Origin of the sequence: Agrobacterium sp. O3.4 (assembly GCF_041414895.1) — a bacterium.
GTDB lineage: Bacteria > Pseudomonadota > Alphaproteobacteria > Rhizobiales > Rhizobiaceae > Agrobacterium > Agrobacterium cucumeris.
Window position 1 is genome coordinate 122735 of record NZ_JALPZP010000005.1, and the last position, 14906, is coordinate 137640.

Below are 14906 nucleotides of genomic sequence, written 5' to 3' on the forward strand. Positions count from 1 at the left end.
CCGTTGTCAGCAGCGGCACGATCCAACGATGGAAGGAGTGCATCATGGACAAAAGCCGTATCGAAGGCATTGCCCGCCAGGCTAAGGGCACCATCAAGGAAGCGACCGGAAAAATCACCGGCAATGGGCGACTTGAGGCGGAAGGCAGGGCCGAAAAAGTGGCCGGCCACGCACAGGAGAAACTTGGCCGGGCGAAGGACGCCATCGCCAAAGCTCTGAAGTGATCCGTCAATGTTCAAGGCGGGAGGTTTCACGATGATGCTTTCATGGAACGCAGACACGGCACCGGGATGCAATCCCCAGGAGATCAGCCTGTGCGCTGCCTTGCAGGCACTGATCGCCTATGCGGACGGGCAGGAAAACAGCTGCATCTCCGTCAGTTCTTCTGATGGGTGCATCGTCCTTACAGGCGAAGTTGAAACACTCTCTGCCTTCGAACGGGCGGTTATCATAGCCGAATGTTTCGCATCGCGACCCATCATCGCCGATCTGGCGATCCGCCAGCGGCCGTCGATCAGGCTGGACGCGGCCTCCCCGCGCCTCCACCTCGTCAACAATAACAGGAGTGATAAACAATGAAGAAGTTCGTTCTCGCAACCGCCATCGCAACCCTGGCACTTGCCCCGCTCGCTTCAGCCGAAACCAAGCATAACTCGAAGCGCGCGACTGAAACCGTCCAGAAGGAACGTGTCGGTACCCTGTCCTGCGAAATCGCCGGCGGAGTCGGACTTGTGATCGGCTCCAGCAAAAATGTCGATTGCCAGTTTCGCCAGCGTTCCGGCAAGACCGAGCGCTACACCGGCACCATCGGCAAGCTCGGCCTCGATATCGGCGTGACGGGCAAGACCTATATGAGCTGGATCGTGTTCAACACGGCGGCAAGCCGCATCGGCGACGGTGCGCTTGGCGGCGAATATGTCGGCGCCTCCGCCGCAGCCTCTGTCGGCATCGGTATTGGCGCAAACGCCCTGATCGGCGGCAATGCCAAGAATTTCGCGCTTCAGCCGATCAGCGCGGAGGTTGGCACGGGTGTAAACATCGCAGCCGGCGTATCACGCTTGCAATTGAAGCACGCCCGCTAATTCAGGTCGAAAATGGCGCGGTTTCGGGCATCCACATTGCCCGAAACCGTATGCCGTCCTCCGGCTCAGGCAACCAGCATGGCTTCCTTGATGCGCGGATAATCATAGGCATTGACCTTCGAAGTGCTGTAACCTGCCCCCACCAGCGCCTCGGCCAGTTTCACCGCCGCCGTAACCCCATCGATAACAGGCACGCCGGTTGCCTCGCGCAGCCTGTCGCACAGAGCCGACATGCCGGCGCATCCAAGGATGATCGCTTCCGCCGTGTCCTCCTTCTTGGCCGCTTCGATCTCGCGGATCAGCATCATTTCAGCGGCGAGAGGGTCTTCTTCGAGACCAAGCACCGGCAGATTAATGGCACGAACCCTGCGGCAATGCCGCTCCGCCCCATAGTTGCCGACAAGGTCCTCGATGATGGGGATCGAACGCGGCAGGGTGGTGATGATGGAAAATCGGCGGCTGATCGTCATGGCCACCTGCACGGCGGCCTGGCAGATGCCGATGACCGGCCCGCGCGCCACTTCGCGGGCAGCATGCAGTCCCGGATCGTCAAAGCAGGCGATGACATAAGCGTTAACGCCCAGCTGTTCACCCTTGCGGATTTCCTGCAGCAGGCCCGGAACGGCCAGCGCCTCATCCGCTCCACCTTCGATACTGACGGGCGTATCGACAGGATTTGCAGCGGAAATTTTCGTATCCATGTGTTTGACGCGCAAGGCACTGTCGAGCGCCTGCGCCGTCATAGAGGCCGTAGAGTTCGGGTTGATCAGGCGAATATGCATCGGGGTAAGCCTTTCAGGACCTTCACGCGCCATCTGGCTTGATGAAGTCGGTAATCGCTGGCGCCTTGAGGACGAACTGGCGGTCCGAAGTAATGTAATTGTCGGCGTGAAGACGTGCGATCGGCTGGTAGCGGTCCGGATCGACATAACGCCCCTCTTGATCGAGGCAATCCTTGTGCACATGCATATGCACGACCTCACCCAGCACCAGCGTGCGGCGCGGATAATCGATCAGGCGCTCCACCCGGCACTCGAAGGCGCAGGGTGATTCCGCCGCAAAGCTTGCATCGATCTTGTTACAGGGGGTCGCGGTCAGCCGCGCCATGGAAAGTTCGTCCACCTCGCTGTCGAAGCCGAGGCCGCAGACGAGCATCTGTTCCGACAGGGCCATGTCCACCATGTTGATGACGAATTCGCCGGTGCGGCGAATATTGACCATCGTGTCCTTCTCCTCGCCCGTCACCCGCGGCTGGATACCGAGGACGACGATCGGCGGATCATGGGAGAAAACGTTGAAAAAGCTCATCGGCGCCGCATTGTTGTGGCCGGCAGCAGAACGCGTCGTGACGAGCGCAATCGGCCGGGGACCGATAAAATTCGTCAGCAGACGGTAACGGCTCTGCGGCTCGAGCGTGGTGAAGTCGAATTCCATGACAACTGCCCTGTTTATAGTACACAATATTATTTCAGATTGTTGACAATCTTGCAACCAAAACTGTGTTGAAACGGTTGACTTTTTCCACCGCATCACGCTTCTCTACCCACAATGGAGAGCGAAACCGATGACCGAACAGAACGGCCAGTCCACGCAGCAAATTGTCGAGAAAGTCTGGCTGTCGATCGCTGAACGACGGCTTCGCCCGGGCGTGCAGCTGAAGGAAGAACAGCTCGCCACGATTTTTGGCGTCAGCCGCGCGCGCATCCGCCAGGCGCTTTCCGTGCTGGAGCGAGACGGTCTCGTCACCATCGTTCCCAATCGCGGCGCCTTCGTTTCCAAACCCTCGGTCGAAGAGGCGAGAGACGTGTTCTTCGTTCGCCGCACCGTGGAACAATGTGTTGTTGAGCGGCTGTGCAAATCCACCACCAAGGCCGCTCTGAAGCGGCTTCGCGACCATGTCGAAAAGGAGCGCGTGGCCAACGCTCACAACATCACCACCGACATCATCAAGCTTTCCGGCGGCTTCCACCTGCTGCTTGCGGAAACGGTCGGTTCCGATTTCCTGTTCACCACCATGCGCGACCTCATTTCGCGTTCCTCCCTCATCACTGCCGTTTACCGCAACACGGACCGCTTTAACTGCGGGCCCGACGAACATGCGGAAATTGTCGACGCGATCGCCAATAACGACCCGGCGAGGGCCACGCATCTGATGACCCATCACCTCGAACATGTGGAAGCGGAACTCGACCTCAGCGAAATCCGCGACCTTTCCCATGATCTGCGGGCGGCACTCGCCTGACCTTGCGGCTCAGGCGCGCTCCCGTTCCTGCGTCAACACCTCTTCATCCTCCACCAGATGACATGCAACGCGTGTGCCGCCGGCAAGCGTGCGCACCTGCGGCACTTCCGCCGAACAGCGCGCCGTTGCAAGCGGGCAGCGCGGATGGAAGGTGCAGCCCGAGGGCGGCCTGAGCGGGCTTGGGACTTCGCCTGCCACCAGTTCCCGGTCGCGGCGCGGGGCCTCGATATTCGGAATGGTCTGCAGCAGAAGCTGCGTATAGGGGTGACGCGGGCGGGCGAACAGCTCCTCCGTATCGCCCTCCTCCACGATGCGGCCGAGATACATCACAGCGATACGGTCCGACATGTGGCGAACCACGCTCATATCGTGGCTGATGAACAGATAAGTCAGCCCCAACTCGTCCTGCAGCCGCCGCATCAGGTTCAGCACCTGCGCCTGCACCGATACATCAAGCGCGGATGTCGGTTCGTCACAGACCAGAAACTCCGGCTCGCTTGCCAGGGCACGGGCAATTGAAATGCGCTGGCGCTGGCCGCCGGAAAATTCATGCGGGAATTTCTCGCCGTCGGAGGCAGAGAGGCCGACCGTTCGCAGCAGTTCCTCCACCCGCTCCATTGTCTCTGCACGGGTGGCGCGCAGTTTCAGCTCGCGGATCGGCTCTGCGATGATGTTCTTCACCCGCCAGCGCGGATTGAGCGAGGCATAGGGATCCTGAAAGATCATCTGCGCCGAAAGCGGTGCATCCGTCCGCCCTTTGGCAAAACGAAAGTCACCGGCGCTTGGGCGGAACAGCCCTGTCACCAGCCGCGCGACGGTGGACTTGCCGCAGCCGCTTTCGCCGACAATGCTGAGACAGCCACCGGCTGGCACCGTAAAATCGATGTCGTTGACGGCCTGCACGAACTGACGGGGCTTGCGCTCGATGACGCGGTTGAGCCACGGGGCGGAAACATCGAAGGTCTTGGTCAGACCCTTCACCGTCAGTGCGGGTGTTTTTGTCACCGAGGTTTTCATGCTGTTCCTCCTGCATTCATCCAGCAGGCACTTGCGCTGTTGCCCTGCGTTTCCAGTTCCGGGCGCTCGCGAAGACAGCGGGGGCCGGCAAAGCCACAGCGCGGATTGAAGGCGCAGCCCGGCGGGATAGCATCAAGACGCGGCATCGCCCCGTCGATCTGGTTGAGCCTCTCCACCCGCGCGCCGAGCGATGGGATGGAGGCCATCAGGCCCTGCGTATAGGGATGTTTCGGCGCATGCAGAACCTGCTCGACCGGCCCGACCTCGATCAACCTGCCGGCATAAAGCACGGCAACGCGATCGGCGGCTTCGGCGATGACGCCCATATCATGCGTGACCAGCATGACGGCCGTCTGCTTCTCCTTGCACAGCCTGCGCAGCAGCGAGATGATCTGCGCCTGAATGGATACGTCAAGCGCCGTGGTCGGCTCGTCGGCAATGATGAGCTTTGGCGAGGCCGCCAGCGCCAGTGCGATGACGACACGCTGGCGCATGCCGCCGGAGAACTGATGCGGATAATGATCGACGCGATCTTCCGGAGACGGAATGCCGACATCTTTCAGGAGTTGAACCGCCCGCCCCCGCGCTTCTTTCCTGGAGAGCGGCAGATGCTGGCGGATCGTTTCGACCAGCTGCGCGCCAACCGTAAAGAGCGGGTTGAGCGAAGTGAGCGGATCCTGAAAGATCGCACCGATCTCGCGGCCGCGAATGCCCTCCATCGCCCTGTCGTCCAACTTGTCGATACGCCGCGATCCAAGCCAGATCTCACCCTCGGCGATGCGGCCGGGCTTTTCCAGCAAGCCCTGTATCGCAAGTCCGGTCATGGATTTTCCGGCACCGGATTCGCCGACAACACCGAGGATTTCGCCGGGGCGGATCGACAGGCTGACATCCGAAAGGGCGGTCACCGTGCCTCTGCGGCCCGGAAACTCGACTTTCAGATTGCGAACGTCGATAACCGACTGGTTCATGTTATCCATTGGCGTCAACCTCCACCGGGTAGCTCGGGGGGAAAATTTCCGAAACGGGCGGGTTGGCCCAGCTTCGTTCGGGATATTTCGCGATCAGCCCATCGAACTGCGCCTGCGCCTGAACGCGGGCTTGCTCCATGTCGATATTCGCGACCTGCCTTGAGCGCATCGACAGGCGGCCATCAACGAAGACCGCACGCGTGATCTTGCCCGAACCGCCGGTAACGATGGTCGTAATCGGATCGACGCTCGGCGCCATGACGGTATCATCGAGATCGAAGACCGCGATATCGGCGCGGGCACCCTTTGAGAGATGTCCGAGATCGGCACGGCCCAGTGCCCTTGCGCCACCGATCGTGGCGGCGTCGAACAGATCGGCCGAACGGACCCTGTCGGGCACGCCGTCGCTGATGCGGCAGGTGATAAGCCCGACCAGAAGGTTCATCAGCATGTCGGCCGGTGCCGTGTCCGTGCCCATCGCGATGTTGATGCCACGCTGCCGGCACGACGAAAACGACGACAGCTTGCTGCCGCCTCTGGCAGACACCAGCGGACAGTGGACGATGGAAACGCCATTCTCAGCGTAGAGCGCCAGATCTTCGTCCGTCGCATTGGTGGCGTGCGGCGCGACAAGGCGGTCGCTGAGGAGGCCGGCCTTGGCCAGCCACACGGGCGCAGTGGAGCCATGAAGGCTGCGGACGGTATCGACCTCCATCGTGCCCTGCGCCATGTGCAGACGGAACTTGCATCCAAGATCACGAGCGGCCGCATCTGTTCTTTGCAACAGGGCGAGCGTCGATGTCTCGACCCGATCCGGCGCGAGCATGCCGCGCACGAGATCACCATGCCGTCCGCTCTGTCTTTCGATGAACGACACCGCATCCTTTAGCCCCTGAAAGCCGCGCTCTTCGTCAAAGACAGGCACCATGCGCCCCGGCTCTTCCAGCACCATGCCACCGGAGCGGTATGCGGGGCTGAGATAGACGCGCAGACCGAGTTCGCCGGCAGCATCGGCCGCAGCCTCGAATTCGGCGACGGTTTCGCCCCATTGCCGGTAAAACAGGGAAGCGATGGGTGCTGCCGTGGTGATGCCGTTGAGAAGCAGCTGGCCGAAAGCGAAACGCTTCTGGAAAGCCAGTTCCTCCTCGGAATACATCTCGTAAGGACCGGCCTCGACATAAGATCGTGGCCAGACCCGGCCCTTGGCCCAGCCGGGATAGTGATCGATCCCCAGGATCGTCGTATCGAGATCGGAAAGCGCGTCGAGATCGATCAGGCCGGGGCTGATGAGGGCGTTGCCGAAATCGACGCGACGGGCGACCTCGCCTGGAAAACCGTGCCCGACGAAAAGAATCTCACCATTCTCAAAGACCACCTCGCCGTTTTTCAAGAGCCGGTGTGATCCGTCCTTGTGTCCGACAACCCAGCTTGCGGTAAGCAGCGTGCGACCCGACGGACGTTCGCCAAGCGCGAGAGATTGCAAAGCGGCGCTCATCACGGCGCCTCCACGATGGCTTTGCCGTTTCTGGCGGTGACGCGGCCGCCTTTGACGACGAGCGGCCGGGGCGCGATATCGACAACGGCATGGGCGAACGTTTCGCCCGTAAGCAGCGTGAAATCCGCGGCGCGGCCTTCCTTCAGGCCATAATCACCAAGCCCCATGACATCGGCTCCGCCCTGCGATACCACATGCAGCACATGGGCAAGCTCGATATCCGAGCGCAGGCCGTTCTTCATGCCGATGATCTTTGCCCGGTCGAGCATGTCCGGCTGACCCCATGGACCCCAGGTATCGCGAATGCCGTCGCAACCACCGCCGACACGCACACCCGCTTCCTTCAACCGCATGATCGACGGCACGTTTGCCGAAGGCGCACCGGTCGTCAGGATCGCCACGTCGAGCCTTGCAATCTCTTCGATCAGCTTGCCGACCCGCAGGTAATCATTCATTCCCAGTGCAAAGGCGTGGCTGATCGCAACCTTGCCTTCCATGCCATTGGCCCGGATACGCTCGAAGATCAGCTCCATGGTGAAGGCGCCGAGATCGGCAGCCTCATGCAGATGGATGTCGATCGGCACGCCGTGCTTGACCGCAAGCGCAAAGAGAATATCCAGCTGGCCTTTCGGATCGCGGTCGATGCCGCAGGGATCGATGCCGCCAAGCACTTCGCAGCCCTGTTTCAAGGCCTCGTCCAGAAGCTCCACGGTGCCGGGCATGACCATGACGCCGGATTGCGGGAAGGCAACGACTTCGATGTCGATGATGCCCTTCAGCTTCTCGCGGGTTTCCCAGATGCCCTCCACAAGCGCCAGGCCATGGGTCGGGTCAATATCCACGTGGCTGCGAATATGGGTGCCGCCGTTGGCCGCAAGGCCGATGGCGTGGCGCATGGACTGGCGGTGCGGATCGATGCCGATCTGTGTCCGGTTTTCGCGTTCAAAGTCGATCCGCTGGCGCAGGATCGCGGCGCGATTATTGACGTGCCAGGGCATGCCCCATGTCGTCTTGTCGAGATGGGTATGGGCATCGATAAGGCCGGGAACGGCAATCGCGCCATTCCCCTCCTCGACCGGCATGCCCGGCTCGGCCTCGAACTTTCCGAAACCGGCTATCTTTCCCTGCCTGATCAGAATGTCGCAGGTATCGCCCGCCATGGGCCTGATGTTGCGGAGCAGAAGATCGTGCATGGAACTCACCTCAGTTTCGGATTGAGCGCATCGCGCAGCCAGTCACCAAGAAGGTTGACGGTGACGACGAGCAGACAGAGCTGGAAAACGGGAAACAAGACGATCCACCACGAACCCGAGAACAGGAACTGGTTGCCGATACGGATCAGCGTTCCGAGCGAAGGCTGGCTGGGCGGCATGCCGATGCCGAGGAAGGACAGCGTCGCTTCGGTGAGGATCGCCATGCCGAAATTGAGCGTGGCGGCAACCATGATCGGTGTGAGCGTATTGGGCAGGATATGGTTGGCCATGATGCGACGGGCGGGAACGCCGATGAGTTTGGCCGCCTGCACATAATCCTTGCCGGTTTCGACGATGGCCTGGGCACGCACGGTGCGCGCATATTGCACCCAGGCGGAAAGGGCGATGGCGAAAATGAGCACGGCGGATGCCCCCACCTCGCGCAGACTGTCCGGCAACATCTGCCGCACCACCGTCGAGACGAGGATGGCCACCAGAATTGTCGGGATGGAGAGCGTGATATCGCCGATCCGCATCAGGAGATTATCGGCAAAGCCGCCGAAATAACCGGCGACCAGTCCGGCCGTCATGCCGATGACCAGCGACAGCGCCACGGAGGCGACACCTATGACGATCGATATGCGTGTGCCGTAAAGAATGGCGGAGAGCATGTCCCGCCCCTGCGTATCGGTGCCGAGCAGATAGGGCCATTCGCCGCCCTCCTGCCACACCGGCGGCAACTCGGCCTTCCACATGTCCAGCGAAGCGCCGTCATAGGGGTTTTGCGGCGCGATCAGCGGCGCGAATATGGCAGCGAGGATCAGGATCGAGAGGACCAGCGCACTGATCTTCGCCGATTTGCTGCGGCTGAAGGACCAGTAGAGATCGCTGTCGCGCATGCGGCTGAAAAGCGACCGGCGGGCGGGTTTTGCCATTTGTGGAAGGTCTGTCATGAAACCGGCTCCCTTCGGTTAACGCGCGGTGCGCAGACGCGGATCGATCACCGCATAGGCAATGTCGACGAACGTGTTGAGAACAACGAAGATGAAGGAAATGATGCAGAGATAGGCCGCCATGACGGGGATATCGAGAAACGTCACCGCCTGTATGAACAGCATGCCCATGCCCGGCCACTGGAACACCGTTTCCGTGATCAGCGCGAAGGCGATGAGCGAGCCGACATTCATCGTCGTCAGCGTCACGACAGGCATGAGACAGTTGCGAAGCGCATGGCGGAAGTAGATACGCCAGCGGGGAATGCCACGGGCCCGCGCAAACTTCACGAAATCGGAGCGCAACACTTCCAGCATCTCGGCGCGAACCAGACGCATGACAAGCGTGATCTGATAAAGCGAAAGCGCAATGGCCGGCAAAATGATGGCCGCACGCCCTGAGGAGGTCAGCAACCCGGTGGACCACCAGCCGATCTGCACCACATCTCCCCGACCGAAGGCCGGCGCCCAGCCGAGAGACACCGAAAAGACGAGAATGAGCAGAATGCCGACAACGAAACTCGGCAGGGAGACGCCGACGATCGACAGGAACTGCAGGCCCTCCGTATACCACTTGCCACGCCTGATTGCCGTCAGCACCCCAAGCGGCAGACCGACGACCAGCGAAAGGACGGTAGCGACAAGAACAAGCTCCAGCGTTGCCGGAAACCTCTCCGCTATCAGCGGCAACACCTGCTGGCCGTTGCGATAGGAAACGCCGAAATTGCCCTCTGCCGCATCTTTCACAAACCGAAAATATTGCGTCGGCAGGCTGTCATTGAGGCCGAGGCGCTCACGCAGGGCGGCCCGATCCTCCTGCGAGGTCTGTTCGCCGACCATCAGCTCAACGGGATCACCCGCGAGCCGGAAAATCAGAAATGCGATAAGCGCGACGGAAAGCATGACGAGCACGGCATTTCCCAAACGCTTGATGATGAAAACCAGCATGGTTACCTCTCGGATGCGAACCTGCGCCACAAGGCGTGCCAGGTTCGACCATTCTCTTCCAGAGACAGGGTAGAGCTTTCGCAACGATGCGACGATGCCTCGCGCCTGAGCCCGTCACATTGTCGACAATTGCACCGGCGAAGGATCGCGTTTCGGCCGTCCCTTCCGTGAGCATCAGGGTTTCAACGGCTGAGGCGAACTGCGCCGGAAAGGCTGGAAAGGCGTTCGGCGACAGGCCGACGCCCTTCCAGCGTCCTGCATTATTTGTCGAGCTGTGTCAGCCAGTGACGCGGCTTGTTATCGGCACGGAAATCGACGCTCTTGACCTTTCCGAGCATGGCCCATGCAATGGGCTGCTGATGCAGCGGAACAAGCATGGTTTCATCCTTGGCGATTTTCAACGCGGCTTCTTCAAGCGCCAGACGTTTGGTGTTGTCCTGTTCCTGCGCTGCCTGATCGACCAGCTTGTCGATCTCGGGGTTCGACCAGCCGCCATAATTGGAGACGCCCATCGCACCCTTGCGGGTCGACAGGATCTGCGACAGGAACGAGAAGGCATCGAGCGTCGGCTCGTTCGCCCAGCTGAGGTTGAAGACATCGGCCTTGCCGCCATTGCGCTTGGGCGACTGTACGGAGCGCGGTGCAATGTCGATCGTCGGCTGGAAACCGCCGCGCTTCAGCATGTTGGCAACGCCGGAGCAGATATCTTCCTCGTTGATGCTTTCATCATTCATGCAGGTATAGGTGAAAGCGAGGTTCTTCATGCCCGCATCGGCAAGCAGCTTCTGCGCTTTTGCCGGATCGGCGGGCTCATAGGTATCGAGCGACTTGGCATAACCGGCAATTTCAGGCGCGATGAGCGAGCCTGAAGGTCTTGCAAGGCCGCGCATGACCTTCTTGTTGATGAGATCGCGATCAAGCGACGCCTCGAATGCCTGACGCACACGCAGATCATTAAACGGGTTGGGCTTGCCGTCTTCCAGCTTTTCACGACGGTTGAAACCGATGAACAGCGTGCGCAGTTCGGTGCGCTTCTTCACCGTGATATTGGCTGAGGATTCAAGCCGCGGCAGATCCTGGATCGGCGCGGAATCGATCAGGTCGATTTCGCCAGAGAGCAGCGCTGCAACACGTGTCGCGGCAGAGGCGATCGGCACGAATTCGATGCGGTCGAGATTGTGCTTTTTCTGATCCCACCAGCCGTCATTGGCAACGAGAACAGTCTTGCTATCAGGCACGCGGCTTTCGAGCTTGAACGGCCCGGTGCCATTGGTGTGCATCGTCGTATAACCGTCGACCTTGGAGGCGAAGTCGGTCGGCTTCTCGCTATTGTTATCTTTCAACCACTTGGCGTTGAAAATGAAGATATTGGTGATGTCGTTCAGGAAAAGCGAGGTCGGTGCGGTGACGTCGAGATCAACAGTGTAATCATCGACCTTCTTCACGCCGGCAAAGACCGGAATATTGCCGCGCAATGGCGAGGTGGCATCTGAAGCGCGCGTGAAGGAAGCGACCACATCATCAGCGGTGAAATCCGAGCCGTCATGGAACTTCACACCCTTGCGCAAGGTGAAGCGCCAGGTCTTTCCATCAACGAGTTTCCACTCCGTCGCCAGCGCTGGCTCGATCTTGAAGTCCGGCCCGTAACGGACAAGCCCTTCATAGATGTGATTGAGGAAAGCAAGGTTGGAGGTGGAAGGCACCGAATATGGATCGAGCGAATAAAGATCGGCGCGGCTACCCCAACGCAGGGTCTCGGCACTTGCGGGAGCGGCAATGGCGGCGGCGGCCATGGCGGCCAGAACAAAACTTCTAATTCGGGACATTTGATCCCCCCTTTTTATAGGTCGTTGGAAAGCCGGCTGGCGGCTGAGCAAGCGGAGTATTGTTTTGCTGCGGCTTATTGTCAATAATATTGTTGACAATTATCGTATTCAAAATTGCGAAATTCTGGATACCGACTGTAAACATATGGGAGAAGGCGAATGGGAAATTATCTGCTGCTGCATGGTACGATCGTCACCGTGGATCGGGAAAGACGGATTATCGAGGATGGCGGCCTTGCCATTCAGGATGATCGTATCGTTGACATCGGCACGGCCGGGGAACTCGCCGCACGTCACCCCGACAAGCAGATCATCGAGTGCCGGGGCAAACTCATCATTCCCGGCCTGATCGATGCGCATGGCCATGCCGGGCATGCGCTTATCCGCAGCATTGCCGCCGATACCAATGCCATGTGGATGAAGGTGGTGACGCCGACCTATTATCATTATGTCACCCGCGATTACTGGTACGCCGACGGCCTGGTCTCCGGCATCGAGCGGTTGCGCGCCGGCGTGACGACCGGCGCCAGCATCATCACCTCGATGCCGCGCGCCGACGATCCCGTCTTCGCCATCAACCATGCACGCGCCTATGAGGAGATCGGCCTTCGCGAAATCATCTGTGTCGGCCCATCCGGCCTGCCATGGCCGCATCCGGTCACCCGTTGGGAGAGCGGTTCGCCGGAGCGCCGCCATATCAGCTTCGAAGAGATGATCGAAGGCAGCGAGGCAACCATCGATGCCCTGCACGGCACGGCGGATGGCCGCATCAGCGTCTTCCTCACACCTTTCACCATCGTTCCGTCAGTGGAGCCCTCCAATGCCTCAACACCCGATCAGGCGGTGAAACTGACGGAAAATGACCGGATGCAGGCGCGCCGGATCCGCGAAACGGCACGAAAAACCGGCGTCAGGCTGCATTCGGACGCCTTTGCCGGACAGATCCGCATGGCGTATCAGGACAAGGAAAATGCGCTGCTTGGCCCTGATATCCATCTCCAGCATTGCTGGGGCATCTCGCATGACGAGATCGACATTCTGGCCGAAACAAGAACTCGGGTTACCCACGCCCCGCCCGGCCGGGCGACGCCGATCATGGAAATGATGTCGAAAGGCATTCGTGTTGCCATCACCACCGACGGCGCGGCCCCCAGCCGGCATTTCGACATGTTGCAGACGGCGCGTCTGGCGCAATTCACTCAACATCTGCTGCACAACCATGATCGTTACCTGCTGCCGCCCGGCAAGATATTCGAAATGATCACCATCGACGCCGCCCATGCCATCGGTATGGAGGACGAGATCGGCTCGCTGGAAATCGGCAAAAAGGCCGACGTCGTCATCATCGACATGCGCAAACCGCATCTGATGCCGACGTGGATGCCGGTGCACCGGCTGGTGCATCAGGTGTTGGGCAGCGATGTCGATACCGTCTTCGTGGATGGCAGGATGTTGATGGAAAACGGCCGGGTTCTGACAACCGACGTTGATGCAGCGATTAACTTCGGCCAGGAAGAAGCACTGGCCCTCGCCGCCCGCGCCGGTCTTGAAGCGCATATGCACGATCCGGGTTGGGGCCGCCTGCTGCGGACCTTTGAAGAACCGGTCCACCCTCCCCGGCCACCGGAGCCGGCTGCCCACGGGCAACAGGGCGTTACTGACCAAGAAGAGGGTATTGGGCCGGAATTCTTGCGATAGCGGAAGTGAATTGCCGGAGACCTCGTACAGAAACAAAAACTCCCCGGCCTGGAGGGGTCCGGGGAGCAAACCTGACATCATGTCAGGAACTTTGACTGGAGCTAGTGACTCACCCGTTCGGAAACGGGGTGGATCTGAGTTGTCTAACCCGGTTTAGGCTTTTTGGTTATGCGAGTTATTAGAACGAACGCTGCAGACGAAGGAAGCCGGTCCAAGCCTCAGGCTGGTTGTCGACGTCGAGGTAGTTTGCAGTGAGCTTTGCGTTGAAACCATCGGTGATCTTGTAATCAACCGTCACACCGGCCTTCCAAGCATCGACGTCCTTGAATTCGTCCCAGGAAGCGAGGCCGTAACCACCGAAGAACTGGGCGCCGGGGGTGATCTTCAGCTTGTCGGTTGCCTTGATGGCGTATTCTGCGGCAACTGCCCATTCGGAGACATTGTAATAAGCATTTGCGCCGGATGCCCAAACACCGGCCAGACCAAGCGTGCCCGGGCCAACGTCGGCAGTCGCCATCAAGCGTACCGCACCGTTTTCACGATCGGTGTCATAGCTGCCGATGAGCTGCAGAGTTACGCTGTCGAGCTTTGCGCCTGCGCCGAGAGCAACACCAATATTGTTGTCACGCTCATTGAAGCTCGAAACAGTGATGCCTTCGAGTTCATCGACCGAAACGCCTGCCCAGAAGGAACCGGCATCGTAGACATAGCGGAGAGAGTTGAACAGGGCATTGGAAGACAATACGTCGGTTTCGCCGGAAAGGTCTTCGTCCCACCAGCTGTAAACCTTACCAACCGTCAAGCCGCCAAGCTGAATGAAGGCCTGGTCAACGAAAACGCCAGAACCCAGGTTACCGCTCGTACCGGCAGTCGCGCCGCCAACGCCGGAGTCAGCATTTCCACGAAGGCCGATGTAGCCACGCAGAGCGCCGAGATCAGTGTCAGTGCGGGTGTCGATGTTGAACTGGGCACGTGTTGTCGAATCCCAGTCAGACGGGCTGGCTGCATCGCGACCCACGTTGGTCTGGAAACGGATGTAACCCGAGAACTTCAGGCAGGTTTCGGTGCCGGGGATGTAGAAGAAGCCGGTGCCGAAAGCGTCGCAGACGCGAACATATTCCATGGGCTCGGGCTCGGCAGCGACGATAGCGTCAGCGGCCTGTGCGCCGGATACTGCTGCGAGAGCTGCAGCGGAGCCGATAAGAAGGCTCTTGATGTTCATTTGTAATCTCCAGTCAAAAATTTTTCAACAAATGCGCAAAACTGAGGGCTGGTCTTTCCCTGCCGCCCGCTTCCCTGCGCTGATTCAGCAAATGACAGAAATAGCAGGAGACTCGCAATTCAAATCGGCAGATTACAAATACAATAAAAGTACAGAACAATATTAAGTAGCAAAATTACAACAAATAAATACTTCAGAATATAATAATATCTTTTTATAT

Annotated in this window: 15 protein-coding genes; 5 read left to right on the top strand and 10 right to left on the bottom strand. The window is 59.6% G+C overall.

The genetic code is table 11. The annotated features are described in order from the left end of the window. Positions 1–44 precede the first annotated feature (44 nt). Genes M0412_RS20795 through M0412_RS20805 form a run of 3 tightly spaced genes read left to right on the top strand, consistent with a single transcriptional unit; the run spans position 45 to position 1082 of the window. Positions 45–224, top strand: a complete 180-nt coding sequence (locus M0412_RS20795; protein WP_142841977.1) for a CsbD family protein — start codon at positions 45–47, stop codon at positions 222–224. Between the two features lie 7 nt (positions 225–231). Then, positions 232–579: a BON domain-containing protein gene (locus M0412_RS20800; RefSeq protein ID WP_142841976.1), complete on the top strand. Its 348-nt coding sequence runs from the start codon at positions 232–234 to the stop codon at positions 577–579. Beyond that, positions 576–1082, top strand: a complete 507-nt coding sequence (locus M0412_RS20805; RefSeq protein ID WP_153516085.1) for a DUF992 domain-containing protein — start codon at positions 576–578, stop codon at positions 1080–1082. The genes M0412_RS20800 and M0412_RS20805 overlap by 4 nt, the downstream gene beginning before the upstream one ends. 65 nt (positions 1083–1147) lie before the next feature. Here the strand turns inward: M0412_RS20805 and M0412_RS20810 are convergent, their stop codons facing one another. Together M0412_RS20810 and M0412_RS20815 are read right to left on the bottom strand one after the other, a co-directional pair. Further along, positions 1148–1864, bottom strand: a complete 717-nt coding sequence (locus M0412_RS20810) for an aspartate/glutamate racemase family protein (protein ID WP_269699973.1) — start codon at positions 1862–1864, stop codon at positions 1148–1150. 22 nt (positions 1865–1886) lie between these two features. Further along, positions 1887–2516, bottom strand: a complete 630-nt coding sequence (locus M0412_RS20815) for a flavin reductase family protein (protein ID WP_269699971.1) — start codon at positions 2514–2516, stop codon at positions 1887–1889. 130 nt (positions 2517–2646) lie between these two features. Here M0412_RS20815 and M0412_RS20820 point away from each other — a divergent pair, with 130 nt between their 5' ends. Continuing rightward, positions 2647–3324 (top strand): GntR family transcriptional regulator, encoded by a 678-nt coding sequence (locus M0412_RS20820; protein WP_065116831.1) that lies wholly within the window; start codon positions 2647–2649, stop codon positions 3322–3324. 9 nt (positions 3325–3333) lie between these two features. On the opposite strand, the gene M0412_RS20825 is transcribed toward M0412_RS20820, so the two are convergent. The 7 genes from M0412_RS20825 to M0412_RS20855 all read right to left on the bottom strand — a co-directional run bounded on the left by M0412_RS20825 (position 3334) and on the right by M0412_RS20855 (position 11766). Then, positions 3334–4341, bottom strand: a complete 1008-nt coding sequence (locus tag M0412_RS20825; protein WP_269699970.1) for an ABC transporter ATP-binding protein — start codon at positions 4339–4341, stop codon at positions 3334–3336. Continuing rightward, on the bottom strand, positions 4338–5321 hold the full coding sequence (locus tag M0412_RS20830; RefSeq protein WP_142841972.1) for an ABC transporter ATP-binding protein: 984 nt from the start codon (positions 5319–5321) through the stop codon (positions 4338–4340). Before M0412_RS20830 ends, M0412_RS20825 begins: the two co-directional genes overlap by 4 nt. Continuing rightward, the gene (locus M0412_RS20835; protein WP_269699969.1) at positions 5314–6807 is read right to left on the bottom strand and encodes an amidohydrolase family protein; all 1494 of its coding nucleotides are present in this window, start codon (positions 6805–6807) and stop codon (positions 5314–5316) included. Before M0412_RS20835 ends, M0412_RS20830 begins: the two co-directional genes overlap by 8 nt. After that, positions 6807–8000, bottom strand: coding sequence for an amidohydrolase family protein (locus M0412_RS20840; RefSeq protein ID WP_269699968.1), 1194 nt, complete (start codon positions 7998–8000; stop codon positions 6807–6809). The genes M0412_RS20835 and M0412_RS20840 overlap by 1 nt, the downstream gene beginning before the upstream one ends. Before the next feature lie 5 nt (positions 8001–8005). Further along, entirely contained in the window at positions 8006–8953 is a 948-nt protein-coding gene (locus M0412_RS20845) for an ABC transporter permease (protein ID WP_110759555.1), read from the bottom strand. Positions 8954–8971: 18 nt separating this feature from the next. After that, positions 8972–9940 (bottom strand): ABC transporter permease, encoded by a 969-nt coding sequence (locus tag M0412_RS20850; protein ID WP_142841969.1) that lies wholly within the window; start codon positions 9938–9940, stop codon positions 8972–8974. Between the two features lie 260 nt (positions 9941–10200). Continuing rightward, on the bottom strand, positions 10201–11766 hold the full coding sequence (locus M0412_RS20855) for an ABC transporter substrate-binding protein (protein WP_269699967.1): 1566 nt from the start codon (positions 11764–11766) through the stop codon (positions 10201–10203). A gap of 159 nt (positions 11767–11925) precedes the next feature. On the opposite strand from M0412_RS20855, the gene M0412_RS20860 reads away from it, so the two are divergent. After that, positions 11926–13464: an amidohydrolase family protein gene (locus M0412_RS20860; protein WP_269699966.1), complete on the top strand. Its 1539-nt coding sequence runs from the start codon at positions 11926–11928 to the stop codon at positions 13462–13464. A gap of 178 nt (positions 13465–13642) precedes the next feature. Here the strand turns inward: M0412_RS20860 and M0412_RS20865 are convergent, their stop codons facing one another. Further along, positions 13643–14686: a porin gene (locus tag M0412_RS20865; RefSeq protein WP_142841966.1), complete on the bottom strand. Its 1044-nt coding sequence runs from the start codon at positions 14684–14686 to the stop codon at positions 13643–13645. Positions 14687–14906: the final 220 nt, after the last annotated feature.

Bases quoted from the DNA above. Each gene is read 5' to 3' on its own strand.
- M0412_RS20800 (WP_142841976.1), top strand. From the start codon at position 232: ATGTTCAAGGCGGGAGGTTTCACGATGATGCTTTCATGGAACGCAGAC.
- M0412_RS20825 (WP_269699970.1), bottom strand. From the start codon at position 4,341: ATGAAAACCTCGGTGACAAAAACACCCGCACTGACGGTGAAGGGTCTG.
- M0412_RS20815 (WP_269699971.1), bottom strand. From the start codon at position 2,516: ATGGAATTCGACTTCACCACGCTCGAGCCGCAGAGCCGTTACCGTCTG.
- M0412_RS20865 (WP_142841966.1), bottom strand. From the start codon at position 14,686: ATGAACATCAAGAGCCTTCTTATCGGCTCCGCTGCAGCTCTCGCAGCA.
- M0412_RS20855 (WP_269699967.1), bottom strand. From the start codon at position 11,766: ATGTCCCGAATTAGAAGTTTTGTTCTGGCCGCCATGGCCGCCGCCGCC.
- M0412_RS20830 (WP_142841972.1), bottom strand. From the start codon at position 5,321: ATGGATAACATGAACCAGTCGGTTATCGACGTTCGCAATCTGAAAGTC.
- M0412_RS20840 (WP_269699968.1), bottom strand. From the start codon at position 8,000: ATGCACGATCTTCTGCTCCGCAACATCAGGCCCATGGCGGGCGATACC.
- M0412_RS20845 (WP_110759555.1), bottom strand. From the start codon at position 8,953: ATGACAGACCTTCCACAAATGGCAAAACCCGCCCGCCGGTCGCTTTTC.
- M0412_RS20860 (WP_269699966.1), top strand. From the start codon at position 11,926: ATGGGAAATTATCTGCTGCTGCATGGTACGATCGTCACCGTGGATCGG.
- M0412_RS20835 (WP_269699969.1), bottom strand. From the start codon at position 6,807: ATGAGCGCCGCTTTGCAATCTCTCGCGCTTGGCGAACGTCCGTCGGGT.
- M0412_RS20805 (WP_153516085.1), top strand. From the start codon at position 576: ATGAAGAAGTTCGTTCTCGCAACCGCCATCGCAACCCTGGCACTTGCC.
- M0412_RS20795 (WP_142841977.1), top strand. From the start codon at position 45: ATGGACAAAAGCCGTATCGAAGGCATTGCCCGCCAGGCTAAGGGCACC.
- M0412_RS20810 (WP_269699973.1), bottom strand. From the start codon at position 1,864: ATGCATATTCGCCTGATCAACCCGAACTCTACGGCCTCTATGACGGCG.
- M0412_RS20820 (WP_065116831.1), top strand. From the start codon at position 2,647: ATGACCGAACAGAACGGCCAGTCCACGCAGCAAATTGTCGAGAAAGTC.
- M0412_RS20850 (WP_142841969.1), bottom strand. From the start codon at position 9,940: ATGCTGGTTTTCATCATCAAGCGTTTGGGAAATGCCGTGCTCGTCATG.